The 15297-nt window shown below is 67.5% G+C and carries 15 protein-coding genes and 1 pseudogene; 10 read left to right on the top strand and 6 right to left on the bottom strand.

The window, feature by feature from the left end; translation table 11 throughout:
- The first annotated feature begins 164 nt into the window (after positions 1-164).
- The 4 genes from ACOYR3_RS08095 to ACOYR3_RS08080 all read left to right on the top strand — a co-directional run bounded on the left by ACOYR3_RS08095 (position 165) and on the right by ACOYR3_RS08080 (position 4413).
- Positions 165-791, top strand: coding sequence for an ANTAR domain-containing response regulator (locus ACOYR3_RS08095; RefSeq protein WP_422845938.1), 627 nt, complete (start codon positions 165-167; stop codon positions 789-791).
- A gap of 439 nt (positions 792-1230) precedes the next feature.
- The gene (locus ACOYR3_RS08090; protein ID WP_422845937.1) at positions 1231-2475 is read left to right on the top strand and encodes a CmpA/NrtA family ABC transporter substrate-binding protein; all 1245 of its coding nucleotides are present in this window, start codon (positions 1231-1233) and stop codon (positions 2473-2475) included.
- Between the two features lie 60 nt (positions 2476-2535).
- Entirely contained in the window at positions 2536-3495 is a 960-nt protein-coding gene (gene ntrB, locus ACOYR3_RS08085; protein ID WP_422845936.1) for a nitrate ABC transporter permease, read from the top strand.
- A 108-nt stretch (positions 3496-3603) separates the two neighbouring features.
- Positions 3604-4413 carry an ABC transporter ATP-binding protein gene (locus tag ACOYR3_RS08080; RefSeq protein WP_422845935.1) on the top strand — a complete coding sequence of 270 codons (810 nt, stop codon included), beginning with the start codon at positions 3604-3606 and terminating at the stop codon, positions 4411-4413.
- An 88-nt stretch (positions 4414-4501) separates the two neighbouring features.
- On the opposite strand, the gene ACOYR3_RS08075 is transcribed toward ACOYR3_RS08080, so the two are convergent.
- Complete coding sequence (locus ACOYR3_RS08075) at positions 4502-4939, bottom strand: CBS domain-containing protein (RefSeq protein ID WP_422845934.1); 438 nt, start codon at positions 4937-4939, stop codon at positions 4502-4504.
- A gap of 241 nt (positions 4940-5180) precedes the next feature.
- Between ACOYR3_RS08075 and ACOYR3_RS08070 the strand changes: the two genes are divergently transcribed.
- The 3 genes from ACOYR3_RS08070 to ACOYR3_RS08060 all read left to right on the top strand — a co-directional run bounded on the left by ACOYR3_RS08070 (position 5181) and on the right by ACOYR3_RS08060 (position 6116).
- Positions 5181-5384: a hypothetical protein gene (locus tag ACOYR3_RS08070; RefSeq protein ID WP_422845933.1), complete on the top strand. Its 204-nt coding sequence runs from the start codon at positions 5181-5183 to the stop codon at positions 5382-5384.
- Between the two features lie 54 nt (positions 5385-5438).
- Positions 5439-5729, top strand: coding sequence for a DUF4148 domain-containing protein (locus tag ACOYR3_RS08065; protein ID WP_422845932.1), 291 nt, complete (start codon positions 5439-5441; stop codon positions 5727-5729).
- 93 nt (positions 5730-5822) lie between these two features.
- The gene (locus tag ACOYR3_RS08060; protein WP_422845931.1) at positions 5823-6116 is read left to right on the top strand and encodes a DUF4148 domain-containing protein; all 294 of its coding nucleotides are present in this window, start codon (positions 5823-5825) and stop codon (positions 6114-6116) included.
- A 119-nt stretch (positions 6117-6235) separates the two neighbouring features.
- Here ACOYR3_RS08060 and ACOYR3_RS08055 read toward each other — a convergent pair whose 3' ends face one another.
- From ACOYR3_RS08055 to ACOYR3_RS08040, 4 genes are all read right to left on the bottom strand, one after another.
- Entirely contained in the window at positions 6236-7255 is a 1020-nt protein-coding gene (locus ACOYR3_RS08055) for a TRAP transporter substrate-binding protein (protein ID WP_422845930.1), read from the bottom strand.
- A 119-nt stretch (positions 7256-7374) separates the two neighbouring features.
- Entirely contained in the window at positions 7375-8676 is a 1302-nt protein-coding gene (locus ACOYR3_RS08050) for a TRAP transporter large permease (RefSeq protein ID WP_422845929.1), read from the bottom strand.
- On the bottom strand, positions 8676-9203 hold the full coding sequence (locus ACOYR3_RS08045) for a TRAP transporter small permease (RefSeq protein ID WP_422845928.1): 528 nt from the start codon (positions 9201-9203) through the stop codon (positions 8676-8678). The genes ACOYR3_RS08050 and ACOYR3_RS08045 overlap by 1 nt, the downstream gene beginning before the upstream one ends.
- Positions 9200-9688: a gluconokinase gene (locus ACOYR3_RS08040; RefSeq protein ID WP_422846549.1), complete on the bottom strand. Its 489-nt coding sequence runs from the start codon at positions 9686-9688 to the stop codon at positions 9200-9202. The genes ACOYR3_RS08045 and ACOYR3_RS08040 overlap by 4 nt, the downstream gene beginning before the upstream one ends.
- 206 nt (positions 9689-9894) lie before the next feature.
- Between ACOYR3_RS08040 and ACOYR3_RS08035 the strand changes: the two genes are divergently transcribed.
- Complete coding sequence (locus tag ACOYR3_RS08035; protein ID WP_422845927.1) at positions 9895-10923, top strand: LacI family DNA-binding transcriptional regulator; 1029 nt, start codon at positions 9895-9897, stop codon at positions 10921-10923.
- Positions 10924-11182: 259 nt separating this feature from the next.
- Here the strand turns inward: ACOYR3_RS08035 and ACOYR3_RS08030 are convergent, their stop codons facing one another.
- Positions 11183-12835: a methyl-accepting chemotaxis protein gene (locus ACOYR3_RS08030; RefSeq protein ID WP_422845926.1), complete on the bottom strand. Its 1653-nt coding sequence runs from the start codon at positions 12833-12835 to the stop codon at positions 11183-11185.
- A 342-nt stretch (positions 12836-13177) separates the two neighbouring features.
- Here ACOYR3_RS08030 and ACOYR3_RS08025 point away from each other — a divergent pair.
- A pseudogene (locus ACOYR3_RS08025) lies at positions 13178-14395 on the top strand (NAD(P)/FAD-dependent oxidoreductase); the annotation flags it as partial.
- A 78-nt stretch (positions 14396-14473) separates the two neighbouring features.
- Positions 14474-15280 (top strand): type IV pili methyl-accepting chemotaxis transducer N-terminal domain-containing protein, encoded by an 807-nt coding sequence (locus tag ACOYR3_RS08020; protein WP_422845925.1) that lies wholly within the window; start codon positions 14474-14476, stop codon positions 15278-15280.
- Positions 15281-15297: the final 17 nt, after the last annotated feature.

Below are 15297 nucleotides of genomic sequence, written 5' to 3'. Positions count from 1 at the left end.
TGTATATGCGAGTCGCCAGGGTGACGGTACCGGGTATGCCCTGTCGTTTCAGACACTATTAGCAACATTCAGGCCCTGCAACGGCGGGGCACAGCGCCCCCGGAAATACCCCGAGCACGTGCCATGCACCAACTTGTGGCGTAAAAATTGCTTGCCTGCAGGGCATGAAAGAGTCCCTGCGTATCGTCGTGGTTGCCCCGGATCTGGCCGTTGCCGACGCCGACGATGAGCACGCCCTGCAACAGGCGGAGCGGTCGCGGGCGCTGCGCATCGGTCTGCTGGAGAACAACTTCAACCTGGTCGCCACGCTGCCGGCCGACGTCTTCCTGAGCGAGCGCATTGCGCAGCTGCAGCCCGACCTCATCATCGTGGACGCCGAAAGCGAAGCGCGTGATGCGCTGGAGCATGTGGTGATGGCGACGCGGGACGCCCGCCGCCCCATCGTGATGTTCACCAACGACGAGGACACCTCGCACGTCCAGGATGCCGTGGCGGCGGGCGTGTCGGCCTACATCGTGGCGGGGCTGGCGCCCCAGCGCATCCGGCCCATCCTGCACGTGGCCGTGGCGCGCTTCCAGCATGAGCAGGCGCTGCGCGCCGAACTGGCCGACGCCCGCAACGAGCTCAAGGACCGCAAGACCATCGACCGGGCCAAGGGCCTGCTCATGGAGCGCCAGGGCCTGAGCGAGCAGGCCGCCTACGAAAAACTGCGCAAGACCGCCATGGACAAGGGACTCAAGCTGGTGGAAGTGGCCCAGCGCATGCTGGACGTGATGGACCTGCTGGGCTGACGGCCCACCCAGGCTCCGCTCAAGCCCCCGCAGCCGGCGATGCACCGTGGTGCAGCGCACAAACACAGTGCATGGGCGGCATGCGGGCCGGTGCCGACCGGTGGCGAGTGCACCCGGCCGATCCCAGCGCCCTATCGCCCCACAGTACAAAAAACGCCCCCAAGCGCCCACTCATGGGCGCAAGCAGCTATCAAAAGAAGAGCGCCTGCCGCCCCGCCATGGTGCTGCGTTTTTCTGGCACGTCGCTTGCATGATCCGGTGCGGGACCAACGACGGTCCCACCCTGCGGCACCGGCCCAACGACGGGCTTGTGCCACCGCAGTCCCCGCAAGGGCCTGCCCCCTGGACAAAGGCGTCCCCCTCCTGCGCCGGCTTGTGCGAGCAAGCGGCCTGGAGGGGACGCCTTTTTTTGTTTTTTGCCGCTACGAGGAAACGCCCCATGACCGATCTGCTCAAGACCCGCCTCCACCGCCGCACCGTGCTGCAGGCCGCCAGTGTGGGCGCCGTCGGCGTCAGCCCAGCTCTGCGCGCGCTGGTGCACGCCCAGGGTTCGGACGCCCCGGAGAAAAAGGAAGTCAAGATCGGCTTCATCCCCCTGACCGACTGCGCCAGCGTGGTGATGGCCTCGGTGCTGGGCTTCGACAAGAAATATGGCGTCACCATCATCCCCACCAAGGAAGCCTCCTGGGCCGGGGTGCGCGACAAGCTGGTCAACGGCGAGCTGGACTTTGCCCATGTGCTGTACGGCCTGGTGTACGGCGTGCACCTGGGCACGGCAGGCCCCAAGAAGGACATGGCCGTGCTCATGGGTCTGAACCACAACGGCCAGGCCATCACGCTGTCGAAGGCGCTGGCCGACAAGGGCGCGGTGGACGGCCCGTCGCTCGCCAAGCTGATGGCCAAGGAAAAGCGCGAATACACCTTTGCCGGCACCTTCCCCACCGGCACCCACGCCATGTGGATGCACTACTGGCTGGCCGCGGCGGGCATCAATCCGCTGTCGGGCGCCAAGCTCATCACCGTGCCGCCCCCGCAGATGGTGGCCAACATGCGCGTGGGCAACATGGACGGCTTCTGCGTGGGCGAGCCCTGGAACCACCGCGCCATCATGGACGGCATCGGCATCACCGCCAACACCACGCAGGATCTCTGGAAGGACCACCCCGAAAAGGTGCTGGGCACCACGGCCGACTTCGTCAAGAAGTACCCCAACACCACGCGCGCCGTGATGATGGCCGTGCTGGAGGCCAGCCAGTGGATCGACGCCAGCCTGTCCAACAAGATGAAGATGGCCGAGACCGTGGCCGGCAAGGCCTACGTGAACACCAGCGTGGACGCCATCAACCAGCGCATCCTGGGCCGCTACCAGAACGGCCTGGGCAAGACCTGGGACGACCCCAACCACATGAAGTTCTTCAACGACGGCGCGGTGAACTTCCCCTACCTGTCCGACGGCATGTGGTTCCTCACCCAGCACAAGCGCTGGGGCCTGCTGAAGGACCACCCCGACTACCTGGGCGTGGCCAAGCAGATCAACCAGGTCGACCTGTACAAGTCGGTGGCCAGCGCGATGAAGATCAACGTGCCCAAGGACCCGATGCGCTCCAGCAAGCTCCTGGACGGCGTGGTGTGGGACGGCAAGGACCCCGCCAAGTACGCCGACGGCTTCAAGATCAAGGCCTGACGCGCCGCACCGAAGCCCCGCCCTTCCCCGCAACGCAAGCCCAGCACTCCGGAGAACACCATGGTCAGTGCCGTCTTTCACGCCCCGTTGGATGCCGCCCCCGCGGCGCAAAATGCTATGAATAATGTAGCTGCCAGCGCTTTATCCACAAGCGCCAGAGCCCAAAACACCTCAAAACAAGCCCCCGCAGCAACGCCGGTCGCCCCCCCGGCGCGCATGCCGCGCGACTGGGCGGCACTGTCGCGCAGCTTCTGGATGGCGGTGCTGCCGCCGCTGTGCGGCCTGGGCCTGCTCATCGGCCTGTGGGCGGCCGTGTCCAGCACCACGGGCGGCAGCATCCCCAGCCCGCTGGAGACCTGGAAGCAGGCGCTCGACGTGTTCAGCAACCCCTTCTACCGCAACGGCCCCAACGACCAGGGCGTGGGCTGGAACGTGCTGATGTCGCTCGAACGCGTGGCGGTGGGCTTTGGCATGGCGGCGCTGGTGGGCATTCCGGCGGGCTTTGTCATCGGGCGCTTTTCGTTCCTCTCGCGCATGTTCAACCCGCTCATCAGCCTGTTGCGGCCGGTGTCGCCCCTGGCCTGGCTGCCCATTGGCCTCTTGGTGTTCAAGGGTGCCAACCCGGCCGCGATCTGGACCATCTTCATCTGCTCCATCTGGCCCATGATCATCAACACCGCCGTGGGCGTGCAGCGCGTGCCGCAGGACTACATGAACGTGGCCCGCGTGCTGAACCTCTCGGAGTGGAAGATCGCCACCAAGATCCTCTTCCCCGCCGTGCTGCCCTACATGCTCACCGGCGTGCGCCTGGCCGTGGGCACGGCCTGGCTGGTGATCGTGGCCGCCGAGATGCTGACCGGGGGCGTGGGTATCGGCTTCTGGGTGTGGGACGAGTGGAACAACCTCAACGTCAAGAACATCATCATCGCGATCTTTGTGATCGGCATCGTCGGCCTGCTGCTGGAGATGGCGCTCATCAAGCTGGCAACCGCATTCACATTCGAAGAGGTCAAGACTTGACCCACCCCTGAGCCGCGCCTGCGGCGCGTCTCCCCCTCAAGGGGGCACCACCGGTGGCCCGGCAAAGCCGGTTCCACGGTGGTCCTCGCGAAAAACCAGGAGTTCCCCATGCACACCTCTCACACCAAGTTCATTGAGATCCACGGCGTCGAGCAGACCTTCAAGACCGCCAAGGGCCTGTTCCCGGCGCTGCGCGACATCCACCTGACCATCGCCAAGGGCGAGTTCGTGGCGCTGATCGGCCACTCAGGCTGCGGCAAGTCCACGCTGCTGAACCTGATCGCGGGCCTGACCACGCCCACCAACGGTTCGCTGCTGTGCGCCAACAAGGAGATCAAGGGCCCCGGCCCCGAGCGCGCCGTGGTGTTCCAGAACCACTCGCTGCTGCCCTGGCTCACCTGCTTCGACAACATCTACCTGGCCGTGGAGCGCGTGTTTGGCGGCAAGGAAAGCAAGGCCCAGCTCCAGGCCCGCACCGATGCCGCGCTGGCCCTGGTGGGCCTGACCCACGCGGGGCAGAAGCGCCCTGGCGAGATCTCCGGTGGCATGAAGCAGCGCGTGGGCATTGCCCGGGCGCTGTCGATGGAGCCGCAGGTGCTGCTGATGGACGAGCCCTTTGGCGCGCTGGACGCCCTCACCCGCGCCAAGCTGCAGGACGAGTTGCTGGAGATCGTGGCGCGCACGCAAAGCACGGTGGTCATGGTCACGCACGACGTGGACGAGGCCGTGCTGCTGTCCGACAAGATCGTGATGATGACCAACGGCCCCGCCGCCACGATTGGCGAGGTGCTGGCCGTCGACCTGCCCCGCCCCCGCAAGCGCGTGGAGCTGGCCGAGGACCCGCGCTATGTGCACTGCCGCAAGGCGGTGATTGACTTCCTGTACACGCGCCAGGGGCACGTGGAAAAAGCGGCTTGAGCGACCGGGCGGGCGGACCCGGCGGGCGGTGCCCCCCCCGCGCACGCCCCGAGAGAGCGAAGTGGCGCAGCCCCGCAGGGGACTGCCCTCAACGGCTGCCGGAGATGTACTGCTCCAGCTGCTCGATGATGAATTTCTGCTCGGAAATGATGTCCTTGACCAGGTCCCCGATGGAGATCATGCCCACGAGCTTGCCGCCCTCGACCACCGGCAGGTGGCGCAGCCGGTTGTTGCTCATGATCTGCATGCACTGCTCGCTGGTCTGGTCGGGGCGCACGAACAGCACCGCCGTGGTCATCACGTCCCGCACCTGCGTGAGCGACGAGGTGCGCCCCATGAGCGCAATCTTGCGGGCGTAGTCGCGCTCCGTGAAGATGCCCACGATGGATTCGCCCTCGGTGACGAGCAAGGCACCGATGCCCTTGTTCGCCATCAGTTGGAGCGCATCGAACACCGAGGCCGCCGGGGCGACGGCGTACACGGTGGCATCGGGCTTGGACTGGAGAATTTTCGAGACGACGGTCATGGGAACCTCCCTCTGAGAGCCTGGACGGATGCAGCGCGCGGCACCGCAGCGCGCTGGAAACATTTCAGCCCATAAGCCCAGGCGGCGCAACCCGCGCAAGCCCCAGGCGGGGCCTTTTGTGGGCGATATGCCGCGCCAGGTGTTTCGCTTCTGTTGCATCGGCCGGTAAGCGAAACAAACTGAAAAGAAGCGAAACCGTGGCGAGACGACGCCGCGTCCGCTGCCGGGCACGATAGCCCCCATGTTCAACAACGCTTTGCAGCCCGCTGCAGCGGCTTCCGGGATGCACCTGCCAGGAAATTGGGGGCGCATTGTTTCCAAAACCGGAACAGTTAGTTTGCGACCAGCCGGTTTTTCTTTGATCCCCTGCGGCGTACAGTTCATCCCATCGATGAGCCGAACCCGCAAAGGCGACTCACCGAACCCGGCGCAAAGCATGGATTGACAGAGTTTCGCACCGGCTTTTTTGAGACGCTTTTTTGACCCAAGGACTTTCATCATGACCAAGAACGCTCGCTACCTGGCCCTTGCCGCTGTTGCAGCCTTTGCCTCGTTTGGCGCCATGGCCGACGAAGCCGACGCTTCGCAGTACGCCGCCCAGTACCAGACCAGCCGCACCCGCGCCGAAGTCGCGGCCGAGGCCGCCGCTGCCGCGCAAACGCGCAGCCAGGAACCCGCTGGTTCGCGCATCGTGACCTATACCTCGACGGTGGACCGCGCGGCCGTCCGTGCCGAAGCCGCTGCACACGCCATGCGCGTCGGCCGCACCGCAACGGCCGAAGGGAGCTGATGCGCAGGCAGGGCCCCGCAACCCTGCCCGCCCACGCTCTCACCTGATTTCCCGCCCCTATTGATTCGTTGATTGATTTACTGGAGTTTCACCATGAACAAGACCGCCCGCATTCTGTCCGTCGCTGCCCTGGCCGCTTTCGCCTCCCTGGGCGCCCACGCTGACGAAGCCGACGCTTCGCAATTCGCCACGCAGTACCAGACCAACCGCACCCGTGCTGAAGTGGCTTCCGAAGCCGCCACGGTGGCCGCCACCCGCAGCCAGGAACCCGCAGGCTCCCGCGTGGTGACCTACAAGAGCACGGCCGACCGCGCTGCCGTGCGCGCCCAGGCTGCCGAAGCCGTGCGCACCGGCAAGATCCCGTTCGGCGAAACCGGTTCGCTGTAATTTCCGCGCCTCTTTAATGCACAAAGCCGAGGCTCCGCAAGGAGCCTCGGCTTTTTCATGCGGGGCATCCTGAGATGCCCAAGGGCCCCGCCAGGGGCCCCGGCTTGTGCGGCACGGGCTTATTTGCCGGCGCGGGCCTGGGCCACGGCGCCCTGCACGTCCTTCCACAGGCCTTCGCCCACGTTCGCTGCAATGCTGGCGTTCACGGCGCTGAGCTTTTCGCGCATGCGGTTGGCCTCGGCGGCGGGCAGCTCGTTCACCTGCATGCCCTTGGCCTTGAGGTCGGCCAGCGCCTTGTCGGCTTCGGCGCGGGTGTCCTGGCGCTCGAAGTCGCGGCTCTTCTTGGCGGCGTCCAGCAGCACCTTCTGCTCGGCCTTGGAAAGGCCGTCCCAGTATTTCTTGCTCACCAGCACGATCCAGGGGCTGTACACGTGGTTCGTCACGGTGAGGTACTTCTGCACCTCGTAGAACTTGCTGGACAGGATGGTGTTGTACGGGTTCTCCTGGCCGTCCACCGTCTTGGTCTCCAGCGCCGTGAACAGCTCCGAGAACGGCAGCGGCACGGCGTTGGCGCCCAGGGTCTTGAAGCTGTCGAGGAACACGGTGTTCTGCATCACGCGCAGCTTCACGCCGTCCATGTCTTCCAGCTTGGTGATCGCGCGCTTGTTGTTGGTGAGGTTGCGGAAGCCGTTCTCCCAGTACACCAGGCCCACCAGACCTTTTTCCTGCAGCTTGTCCATCACCTTCTGGCCCACGGGGCCGTCCAGCACGGCGTCGGCCTCCTTGGCGTTGTTGAACAGGAAGGGCGTGTCCCAGATGGCCATCTCCTTGGTGATGCCCACCAGCGTGGCGGTGGAGCCCACCATCATCTCCTGCGCGCCGCCGATCAGCGCCTGCTGCATCTGCACGTCCGAGCCCAGGGCGGCCGCGCCGATGGCGCGGAGCTTCATCTTGCCGCCGGAGGCCTTCTCCACTTCCTGGGCGAACAGCTTGGTGGCGCGGCCCTGGTTGGAGTCCTCGTTCAGGCCATAGCCGAAGCGGATGATGCGGGGCTTGAAGTCTTGCGCTGCGGCCTGGAACGAGCAGGCGATGGCAGCGACCGACAGGGCGGCCAGCAGGGTACGGCGGAAAGTCTTCATGGTTGTCTCCATTGTGGTGAGGCAGTAAGGAACAGGGGAAAAGGAATCAAAAGACATAGATGGCCCATACCGGCGCGGCCTAGGCCAGGGCCGCGAAGCGACTCAGGGGGTGCGTCATCTCACCTCAGCCATACGACCGGCGCGGTCACGATCTGCGGGAAGACCACCAGAAGCGCCAGGATCAGCACGTAGGTGATGAGGAACGGGTTCACGCCCTTGATGACACTGTGCATCGAGATGCGCCCCACCCCGGCCACCACGTTGAGCACGGTGCCCACGGGCGGCGTGATGAGGCCGATGGCGCCGTTGAGCACGAACATCAGGCCGAAGTACACCGGGTCGATCCCCGCCTTGACGGCGATGGGCAGCATCACGGGCGCGAAGATCAGGATGGTGGGCGTGAGGTCCAGCGCCGTGCCGATGAGCACCAGCACGACCATCATCACCGCCATCAACACGCGCGGGCTTTGCACCAGCGGGCCCAGCCAGCCGGTGAGCACGCTGGGCAGATCGGCCAGCGTGATCATGTAGCTGGCCACCTGGGCGCCCGCGCAAAGGAACATCACGATGGCCGTGGTCTTGGCTGCGCGCACCAGCACGCCATAGATGTCGGCCAGCTTCATCTCCCGGTGCACGAACAGCGCCACCGCCAGCGCATAGAACGCGGCCACCACGGCGGCCTCGGTGGGGGTGAAAACCCCCGTCTTCATGCCGCCGATGATGATGAGCGGCATCAGCATGGCCCAGAAGGCGCGGGCCGTGGCGCGCAGGCGGTCCTTGATGGACAAGGGCTCGCCCTGCGGCAGGTCCATGCCGCGCAACACCCAGCGCCAGGCAAAGATGAGGCCCACGCCCATCATCAGCCCCGGCACGATACCCGACACGAACAGCGCCGAGATGGAGGTGTTGGTCGTCACGCCGTAAATCACGAACGGCATGGACGGTGGAATGATGGGCGCGATGATGCCGCCCGAGGCCAGCAGGCCCGCCGAGGTGTTCATGGGGTAGCCCTGCTGGCGCATCATGGGCAGCAGGATGGTGGCCAGCGCCGCCGTGTCGGCCAGGGCCGATCCGCTCATGCTGGCCATGAGCACGGCCGCGCCGATGGCCACATAGCCCAGCCCGCCGCGGATGTGCCCCACCCAGGCCTGCGCCATGTCGATGATGCGGCGGCTGATGCCGCCCGAGTTCATCAGCTCCCCCGCCAGGATGAAGAACGGCACGGCCAGCAGCGGAAAGCTGTCCACCCCGGCCACCAGGTTCTGGGCCAGCAGCTGGGCGTCCCAGAAATCGAGCACCCAGGCCATGCCGGCGCCCGTGAGCACCAGGGCGAGGCCCATGTTCATGCCGGTGCCCATGAGCACCAGCATGCCCAGCGAGAAGACCACAAAGGCCATGGCTTCAGGCGTCAGTCCGAACATCACTCCACCTCCGCGCCGTGGCCCAGGTCCAAGGGCTTGCGTTGCACCAGCTCAATGGCCGCCATCACGCCAATGGCCACCGCGCACAGAAAGGCCGGCAGCGGCAGCAGCGCCGCCGGGTAGGCCATGACCACCGAACGGCTGCCCATGCCCACCACCACCTGCTGCCACGCCCCCCAGGCCAGCATGGCGCAGGCGGCCATCACCAGCAGCCGGATGAGCACGGTGAGCGCGCCGAAGGCCACCGGGCGCCTGGCCAGCAGGCCCGCCAGGCTGGTGAACGCCATGTGCTCACCGGCCGGGTAGGCCGCTGCCGCGCCGATGAAGACCATCCACACGAACAGCAGGCGCGAGAGTTCCTCGCTCGCCGCCACGCCGCTGCCGAAGCCGTAGCGCAGCACCACATTGGTGAAGACCGCCAGCGCCATCACGCCCAGGCAGGCCGCCATGGCCGCCTGGGCGGCCTGCGTGGCACGGCTGGTTTTTGGGATTGCGCTGTCCTGGGGCGCTGTGTGCGGGGCGTTCATGCGGACTCCTGGGAAGCAGCCAGCCAGGCGGAAGCCTGCTGCTGCAAGGTGGACAAGGGCGCCAAGGCATCCAGCCGCAGCACGCCGGGCTCGCCCACGGGCGGCTCCAGCGTGGCAAATTGGCTGTCTACCAGGGAACTGGAGAAAAAATGCGTGCCGGCCCGTGCCGCCACCCGCAGGCCGGCGCTGGCGCGGTCGATCTCCAGAAAGACGAACCGCAGGCCCGGGCAGGCGCTGCGCAGCCGGTCGCGGTAAACGCGCTTGAGGGCAGAGCAGGTCAGCACCGCGCCTTGCGGCCGCGCCTGCAGCAATTGCCCCAGGGTCGCCAGCCACCCGTCCCGGTCCGCGTCCGTCAGGGCAATGCCCTGGCGCATCTTCTCGCGGCTGGCCGGGCTGTGGTGGTCGTCGCCTTCAATGAGGGGCAGGCCCTCGGCGCCGGCCAGCGCCGCGCCCAGGCTGGACTTGCCGCAGCCGGCCACGCCCATGACCACGATAAAAACGGCGGGAGGGGAAACACCCATGTTGGTAGCGCTGTCCAAACAAACGATAAAAAAGCACCCACCGACGGGTGCGACGAAAATCCGCGACAAGCGGGGGCAAGTTCGTCCAAAATCAGGGGCACTGCGGTGCGCTTTTGTTTGGACAGCGCTATCCTATCCCCAACCCCCTGCATTCCGATAAGGGTTAACCCTTGAACAAGTCCGAGACGAAACCCCGCCGCGCCAGCGGCCGCATCACATTGAACGATGTGGCCAAGGCGGCGGGCGTGAGCCCCATCACCGCCTCCCGCGCCCTGCGCGGCGAGCGCGCCGTGGCGCCCGAACTGGTGCAGCGCGTGAAGGACGCCGCCCAGCAGCTGGGCTACGTGCCGGACCCCGCCGCGCGCGCGCTGGCGTCGCAGCGCAGCGTGCAGGTGCCCGTGCTGGTCCCGCTGCTGTCCAATGCCTTGTTCGTGGACGTGCTGGACGCCGTGCACCGCGTGCTGTTTCCCCAGGGCTACCAGGCCCTGATCGGCGTGACGCACTACGACCCGCAGGAAGAAGAGCAGCTGCTGCGCACCTACCTGGCCCACCGGCCCGCGGGGCTGCTGGTGACGGGCTTTGACCGCACCGAGGCCGCGCGCCAGATGATTGCCGCCAGCGGCGTGCCCTGCGTGCACCTGATGGAGATGACCTCGGCCGCCGGCGTGTACTGCGTGGGCTTTTCGCAGCAGGACGCCGGCCACAGCATGACCGCGCACCTGCTGGCGCGGGGCCGGCGCAAGGTGGCTTTCGTGGCGGCCCAGTTGGACCCGCGCACCATGCAGCGCGCCGAGGGCTACCGCCGCTGCCTGCGCGAGGCCGGCCTGTACGACCCGCGGCTGGAGCTGCTGAGCCCCGAGCCCTCGTCCATCCGGCTGGGGGCCGAGCTGCTGGAAGAGGTGCTGCGCACCCGCCCGGGCGTGGACGCGGTGTTCTTCTGCAACGACGACCTGGCCCAGGGCGGCCTGCTGGCCGCGCAGCGCCTGGGCCTGGCGGTGCCCGGCCAGGTGGCGATCGCGGGCTTCAACGACCTGGCCGGCAGCGACCAGATGCTGCCGCCGCTGACCACCGTGCGCACACCCCGCTCGGCCATCGGCGAGGCGAGCGCGCGCATGCTGCTGGGGCTGATGCGTGGCGACGTGCCGGAGCACAACTCCGTGGACCTGGGGTTCGAGCTGACCGTACGCGGCAGCACCTGAAGGCGCCCGGCCGCGGCCCCGCCGTGGGTTTTAGTGTTTTCGCCTGATTAGCGACCTACCTGACGCTTTCTCTTCCCCACCCGTTCGGGCTGAGCCTGTCGAAGCCTTGCACGCGCGCTACAAGCCCTGGCTTCGACGGGCTCAGCCCAAACGGATGGAGTGGTATCTGAGACAAGTAACTAATCAGGTGTTTTCGGAATCCAGCCCTTGATACACCAGCGAAAGCAGCTACTTTTTTTATAGCAACTGCGCACCGGCGCTATGCCGCCGCTGCTGCGGCGCCTTGCGCGGGGGTGTCCTTCATTTCGCGCCGCAGCGCCACGGCGTCCCGCAGCTGGGCGGGCGCCGATGCATCGATGCGGAACACCTGCACCGTCTCGGCCATGGTCTGGGCCTGCCCGCTGAGCTGCATCGCGGACGCCGCGTTTTCCTCCACCAGCGCAGCGTTCTGCTGGGTGATGGAATCCAGCTGCGTCACCGCGCTGTTGACCTGCGAGATGCCCGAGAGCTGCTCGTTGCTGGCGTGGTGGATCTCGCCGATCAGCGTGTGCACGCGCCGCACCAGGTCCAGCGACTGCGCCATCGTCTTTTGCGCCGCCTCGGTCTTCAGATGGCCCTCGCTCACCTTGGCCGCCGAATCGTCGATGAGCTGGCGGATTTCCTTGGCGGCGGCCAACGTGCGGTGGGACAGGTTGCGAACCTCCGAGGCCACCACCGCAAATCCCCGCCCCTGCTCGCCCGCGCGCGCCGCCTCGACCGCGGCGTTGAGCGCGAGCAGGTTGGTCTGGAAGGCGATGCTGTCGATGAGCTGCGTGATCTCGCTGATGCGGCCCGAGGCCGCCTGGATCTGCTGCATGGTGCTGGCCACGCCGTCCACGGCCTGGCTGCTGCGCTCAGCCACTTCGCTGGCTTGCGTGGCCAGCTGCGTGGCCTGCCGCGCCGATTCGACGGTCTGCTGGACGGTGCCGGTGATCTCGTCCATGGCCGCGGCGGTCTGCTCCAGGTTGCTGGCCTGGGCTTCCGTGCGCAGGGACAGGTCCTGGTTGCCCTGCGCGATCTCGCGGGTGGAGTCCTGCATGTGCTCGCTCTCGTGGCGCGCATCGCGCACGATGGACAACAGGTTCACGTTGAGCTGGGCCAGGGCCTTCTGCAGCTGGCCCACCACCCCCTTGCGGGTGGCCGTGATCTTCTGCGTGAGGTCGCCGGCGGCCATGCGGTTGGCCCAGCGCAGCATTTCCTCCATCGGCGCCACGGTCGACCGGTGCAGGTACACCGCCATGGCCAATGCCAGTACCACCACGCCCAGCCAGGCCGCCCCGGCGATCCAGCCCGGCGCGGCCGCCACCAGCGCAGCGGCGCCCCACGACGCTGCCACCGGCAGCAGGGTGCACAGCACGATCCTGCCCAGCGGGCCCGGGCGCAGGGCGCGGCCTGCGCGGTGCAACGGGTGGTTGTTCACCGGCTGCGCCTCGTGCAGGGCATGCACCCGGCGGCCGGCCTCCTTTTCGGCGCGCATCTGGCGGTACAGCCGCTCTGCGGCGTCGATCTGCTCGCGCGTGGCCTCGGTGCGCACCGACATGTAGCCCGTGGGCTGGTCCCCTTGCATCAGCGGCGTGACGTTGGCCATCACCCAGTAGAAGCTGCCGTCCTTGCGGCGATTCTTGACCGGCGCCGACCAGGGAATGCCGCGCTCGATCGTGTCCCACAGGTCGCGGAACGCTTCCTCGGGCATGTCGGGGTGGCGGATCATGTTGTGGGGCTGGCCCAGCAGCTCTTCCCTGCGGTAGCCGCTCACCTCGATGAAGCTCGGGTTGCAGTACAGGATGCGGCCCTTGAGGTCCGTGGTGGACACCAGCGTGGCACCTTTGGGAAATGCGTACTCTTGCGAGGTCACGGGCAGATTGACGCGCATGGAACACTCCTCCAGGTTGCGGCCGGGCACAGGCCCCGCCACCGAGGGACCTAACAATTGGTTACTTCATTCTAGTGCCAGGTGCACAGCCGTTGCACGGTAAACGTGCGCAACGGCTCCACGTTTCCCCAAAACAGGGCGCCCGGCTTGGCATGCGCATTGCTATCCGATGTCAACGGCCCGGCAGGGCCACGCCCCCCGCAGTGCAACGGCGCACCCCGGGGTGGCAAGGACGAAGGCGTCCGCACATGCGCGCCCGGCACAGCGTCGGCGCCGCACGGTGTGGACGCCTTTTTTTTGTTGCGTGCGCCGCAGGGCGCGCGGCGAACGGGAGCCACGACGATGAACAAGCCCAGGCTGGTAATGGTGGGAAACGGCATGGCCGGTGTGCGCACGCTGGAAGAGCTGCTCAAGATCGCGCCCGACCGGTATGACATCACCGTGTTTGGCGCCGAGCCGCACCCCCACTACAACCGCATCCTGCTGTCGCCGGTGCTGGCCGGCGAGCAGACGCTGCAGGAGATCATCCTCCACGACTGGCAGTGGTATGCCGACCACCACATCACCCTGCACGCCGGCGCCACGGTGACAGACGTGGACCGCGTGCGCCGCGTGGTCCGCGCCACCCGCCCGGACGGCACGGTGGTCACCGCCGAATACGACCGCCTCATCCTTGCCACCGGCTCCAACCCGTTCATCCTGCCCGTCCCCGGCAACACCCTGCCGGGCGTGCTGGGCTACCGCGACATTGCCGACACGCAGGCGATGATCGACGCCGCCGCCACCTACCGGCACGCCGTGGTCATCGGCGGCGGCCTGCTCGGGCTGGAGGCTGCGAACGGCCTGATGAAGCGCGGCATGCAGGTCACGGTGGTGCACGCCGGCGACTGGCTGATGGAACGCCAGCTGGACCGCGCGGCGGCCCGGCTGCTGCAGCAATCGCTGGCCGAGCGCGGAATGCGGTTCGTGATGCGGGCACAGACGCAGGAGCTGGTGGGCAGCGCCGAAGGCCGCGTGGCCGCCGTACGGCTCCAGGACGGCACACAGGTGCCCGCAGACCTGGTGGTGATGGCCGTGGGCATCCGCCCCAACACGCAGCTTGCCGAGAACATGCGCCTGCATGTGCACCGCGGCATCGTGGTGAGCGACACGCTGCAGACCACCACCGACCCGCGCATCTACGCCGTGGGCGAATGCGCCGCGCACCGGGGCGTTGCCTACGGCCTGGTGGCGCCGCTGTTCGAGCAGGGCAAGGTGCTGGCCAACCACCTGGCCGAGATCGGCTGCGGCCGCTACCAGGGCTCGCTCACGTCCACCAAGCTCAAGGTCACGGGCATCGACCTCTTCAGCGCCGGCGACTTCCGGGGCGGGGAGCACGCCGAAGAGATCGTGATGAGCGACCCCTTGGGCGGCGTGTACAAGAAGCTGGTCATCCAGGACGACAAGCTGGTGGGCGCCTGCCTGTACGGCGACACGGCGGACGGCAGCTGGTACCTGGAGCTGCTGCGCGAAGGCCGCAGCGTGAGCGGCATCCGCGACACGCTGATGTTTGGCGAGGCGGCCGGGGCCGCTCGCCAGCCTTCCGCGGCCCTGCCCGCCTGAACCACCTGCCCGGAACCACCTTCCCTGGAGCGCCCCATGCAACGCCGCACCGCCGTCTTCCGCCTCGTCTCCACCGCCGCCGCACTGGGCGCCGCCACGCCCTGGCGCGTGGCCCGCGCACAGGTCACGGACCTCAACGACGCCATCAACAAGGCGGGCCGCCAGCGCATGCTGAGCCAGCGCATGGGCAAGGCCTGGCTGGCCCTGGCCCACCAGGCCGACACGCCCACGGCCCGCCAGGTGCTGGAGCAGTCCATGGCGCTGTTCGAGCGCCAGCTGGCGGAACTCAAGGCCTATGCACCCACGTCCGCCCTGCGCGACACCTACGTGAAGCTGGAGGCCGCGTGGGGCGAGCACAAGGCCACGCTGCAGACCGCCAGCCTCACCGCCGACCGCGCCGCAGCCGTGCTGCAGGCCGACGCCAAGGTGCTGGCCCTGGCCCACCAGGGCACCACGCAGTACGAAGCCGCCTCGGGCAAGCCCGTGGGCCACCTGGTGAACGTGGCGGGCCGCCAGCGCATGCTGAGCCAGCGCATGGCCAAGTTCTACCTGGCCGCCATGCTGCCGGTGGACCCGGCCACCGCCACGGCCGAAATCGCCAAAGCCCGCAGCGAATTCGTCAGCGCCACCGAGCTGCTGCGCAACGCACCCCAGGCCACGCCGCGCGTCCGCCAGGAACTGGCGCTGGCCGACGGCCAGTGGGTGTTCTTCGACGCCGCACTGCAACGCATGCAGGGCGGCGGCAGCACCAACCGCCAGGTGGCCGAGGTGTTCGTGGCCAGCGAAAACCTGCTCTCCAGCATGGACCGCGTGACGGGCCTGTACGCGGCGCTGGCGGCGTGAGCGCCCCTTCCTCCGCA

The organism is Acidovorax sp. M2(2025) (genome assembly GCF_049330835.1).
In the GTDB taxonomy this organism is placed as follows: domain Bacteria; phylum Pseudomonadota; class Gammaproteobacteria; order Burkholderiales; family Burkholderiaceae_C; genus Acidovorax.
The sequence above is the reverse complement of the archived record's forward strand: the minus strand, read 5'-3'. Positions and strand labels throughout refer to the sequence as shown.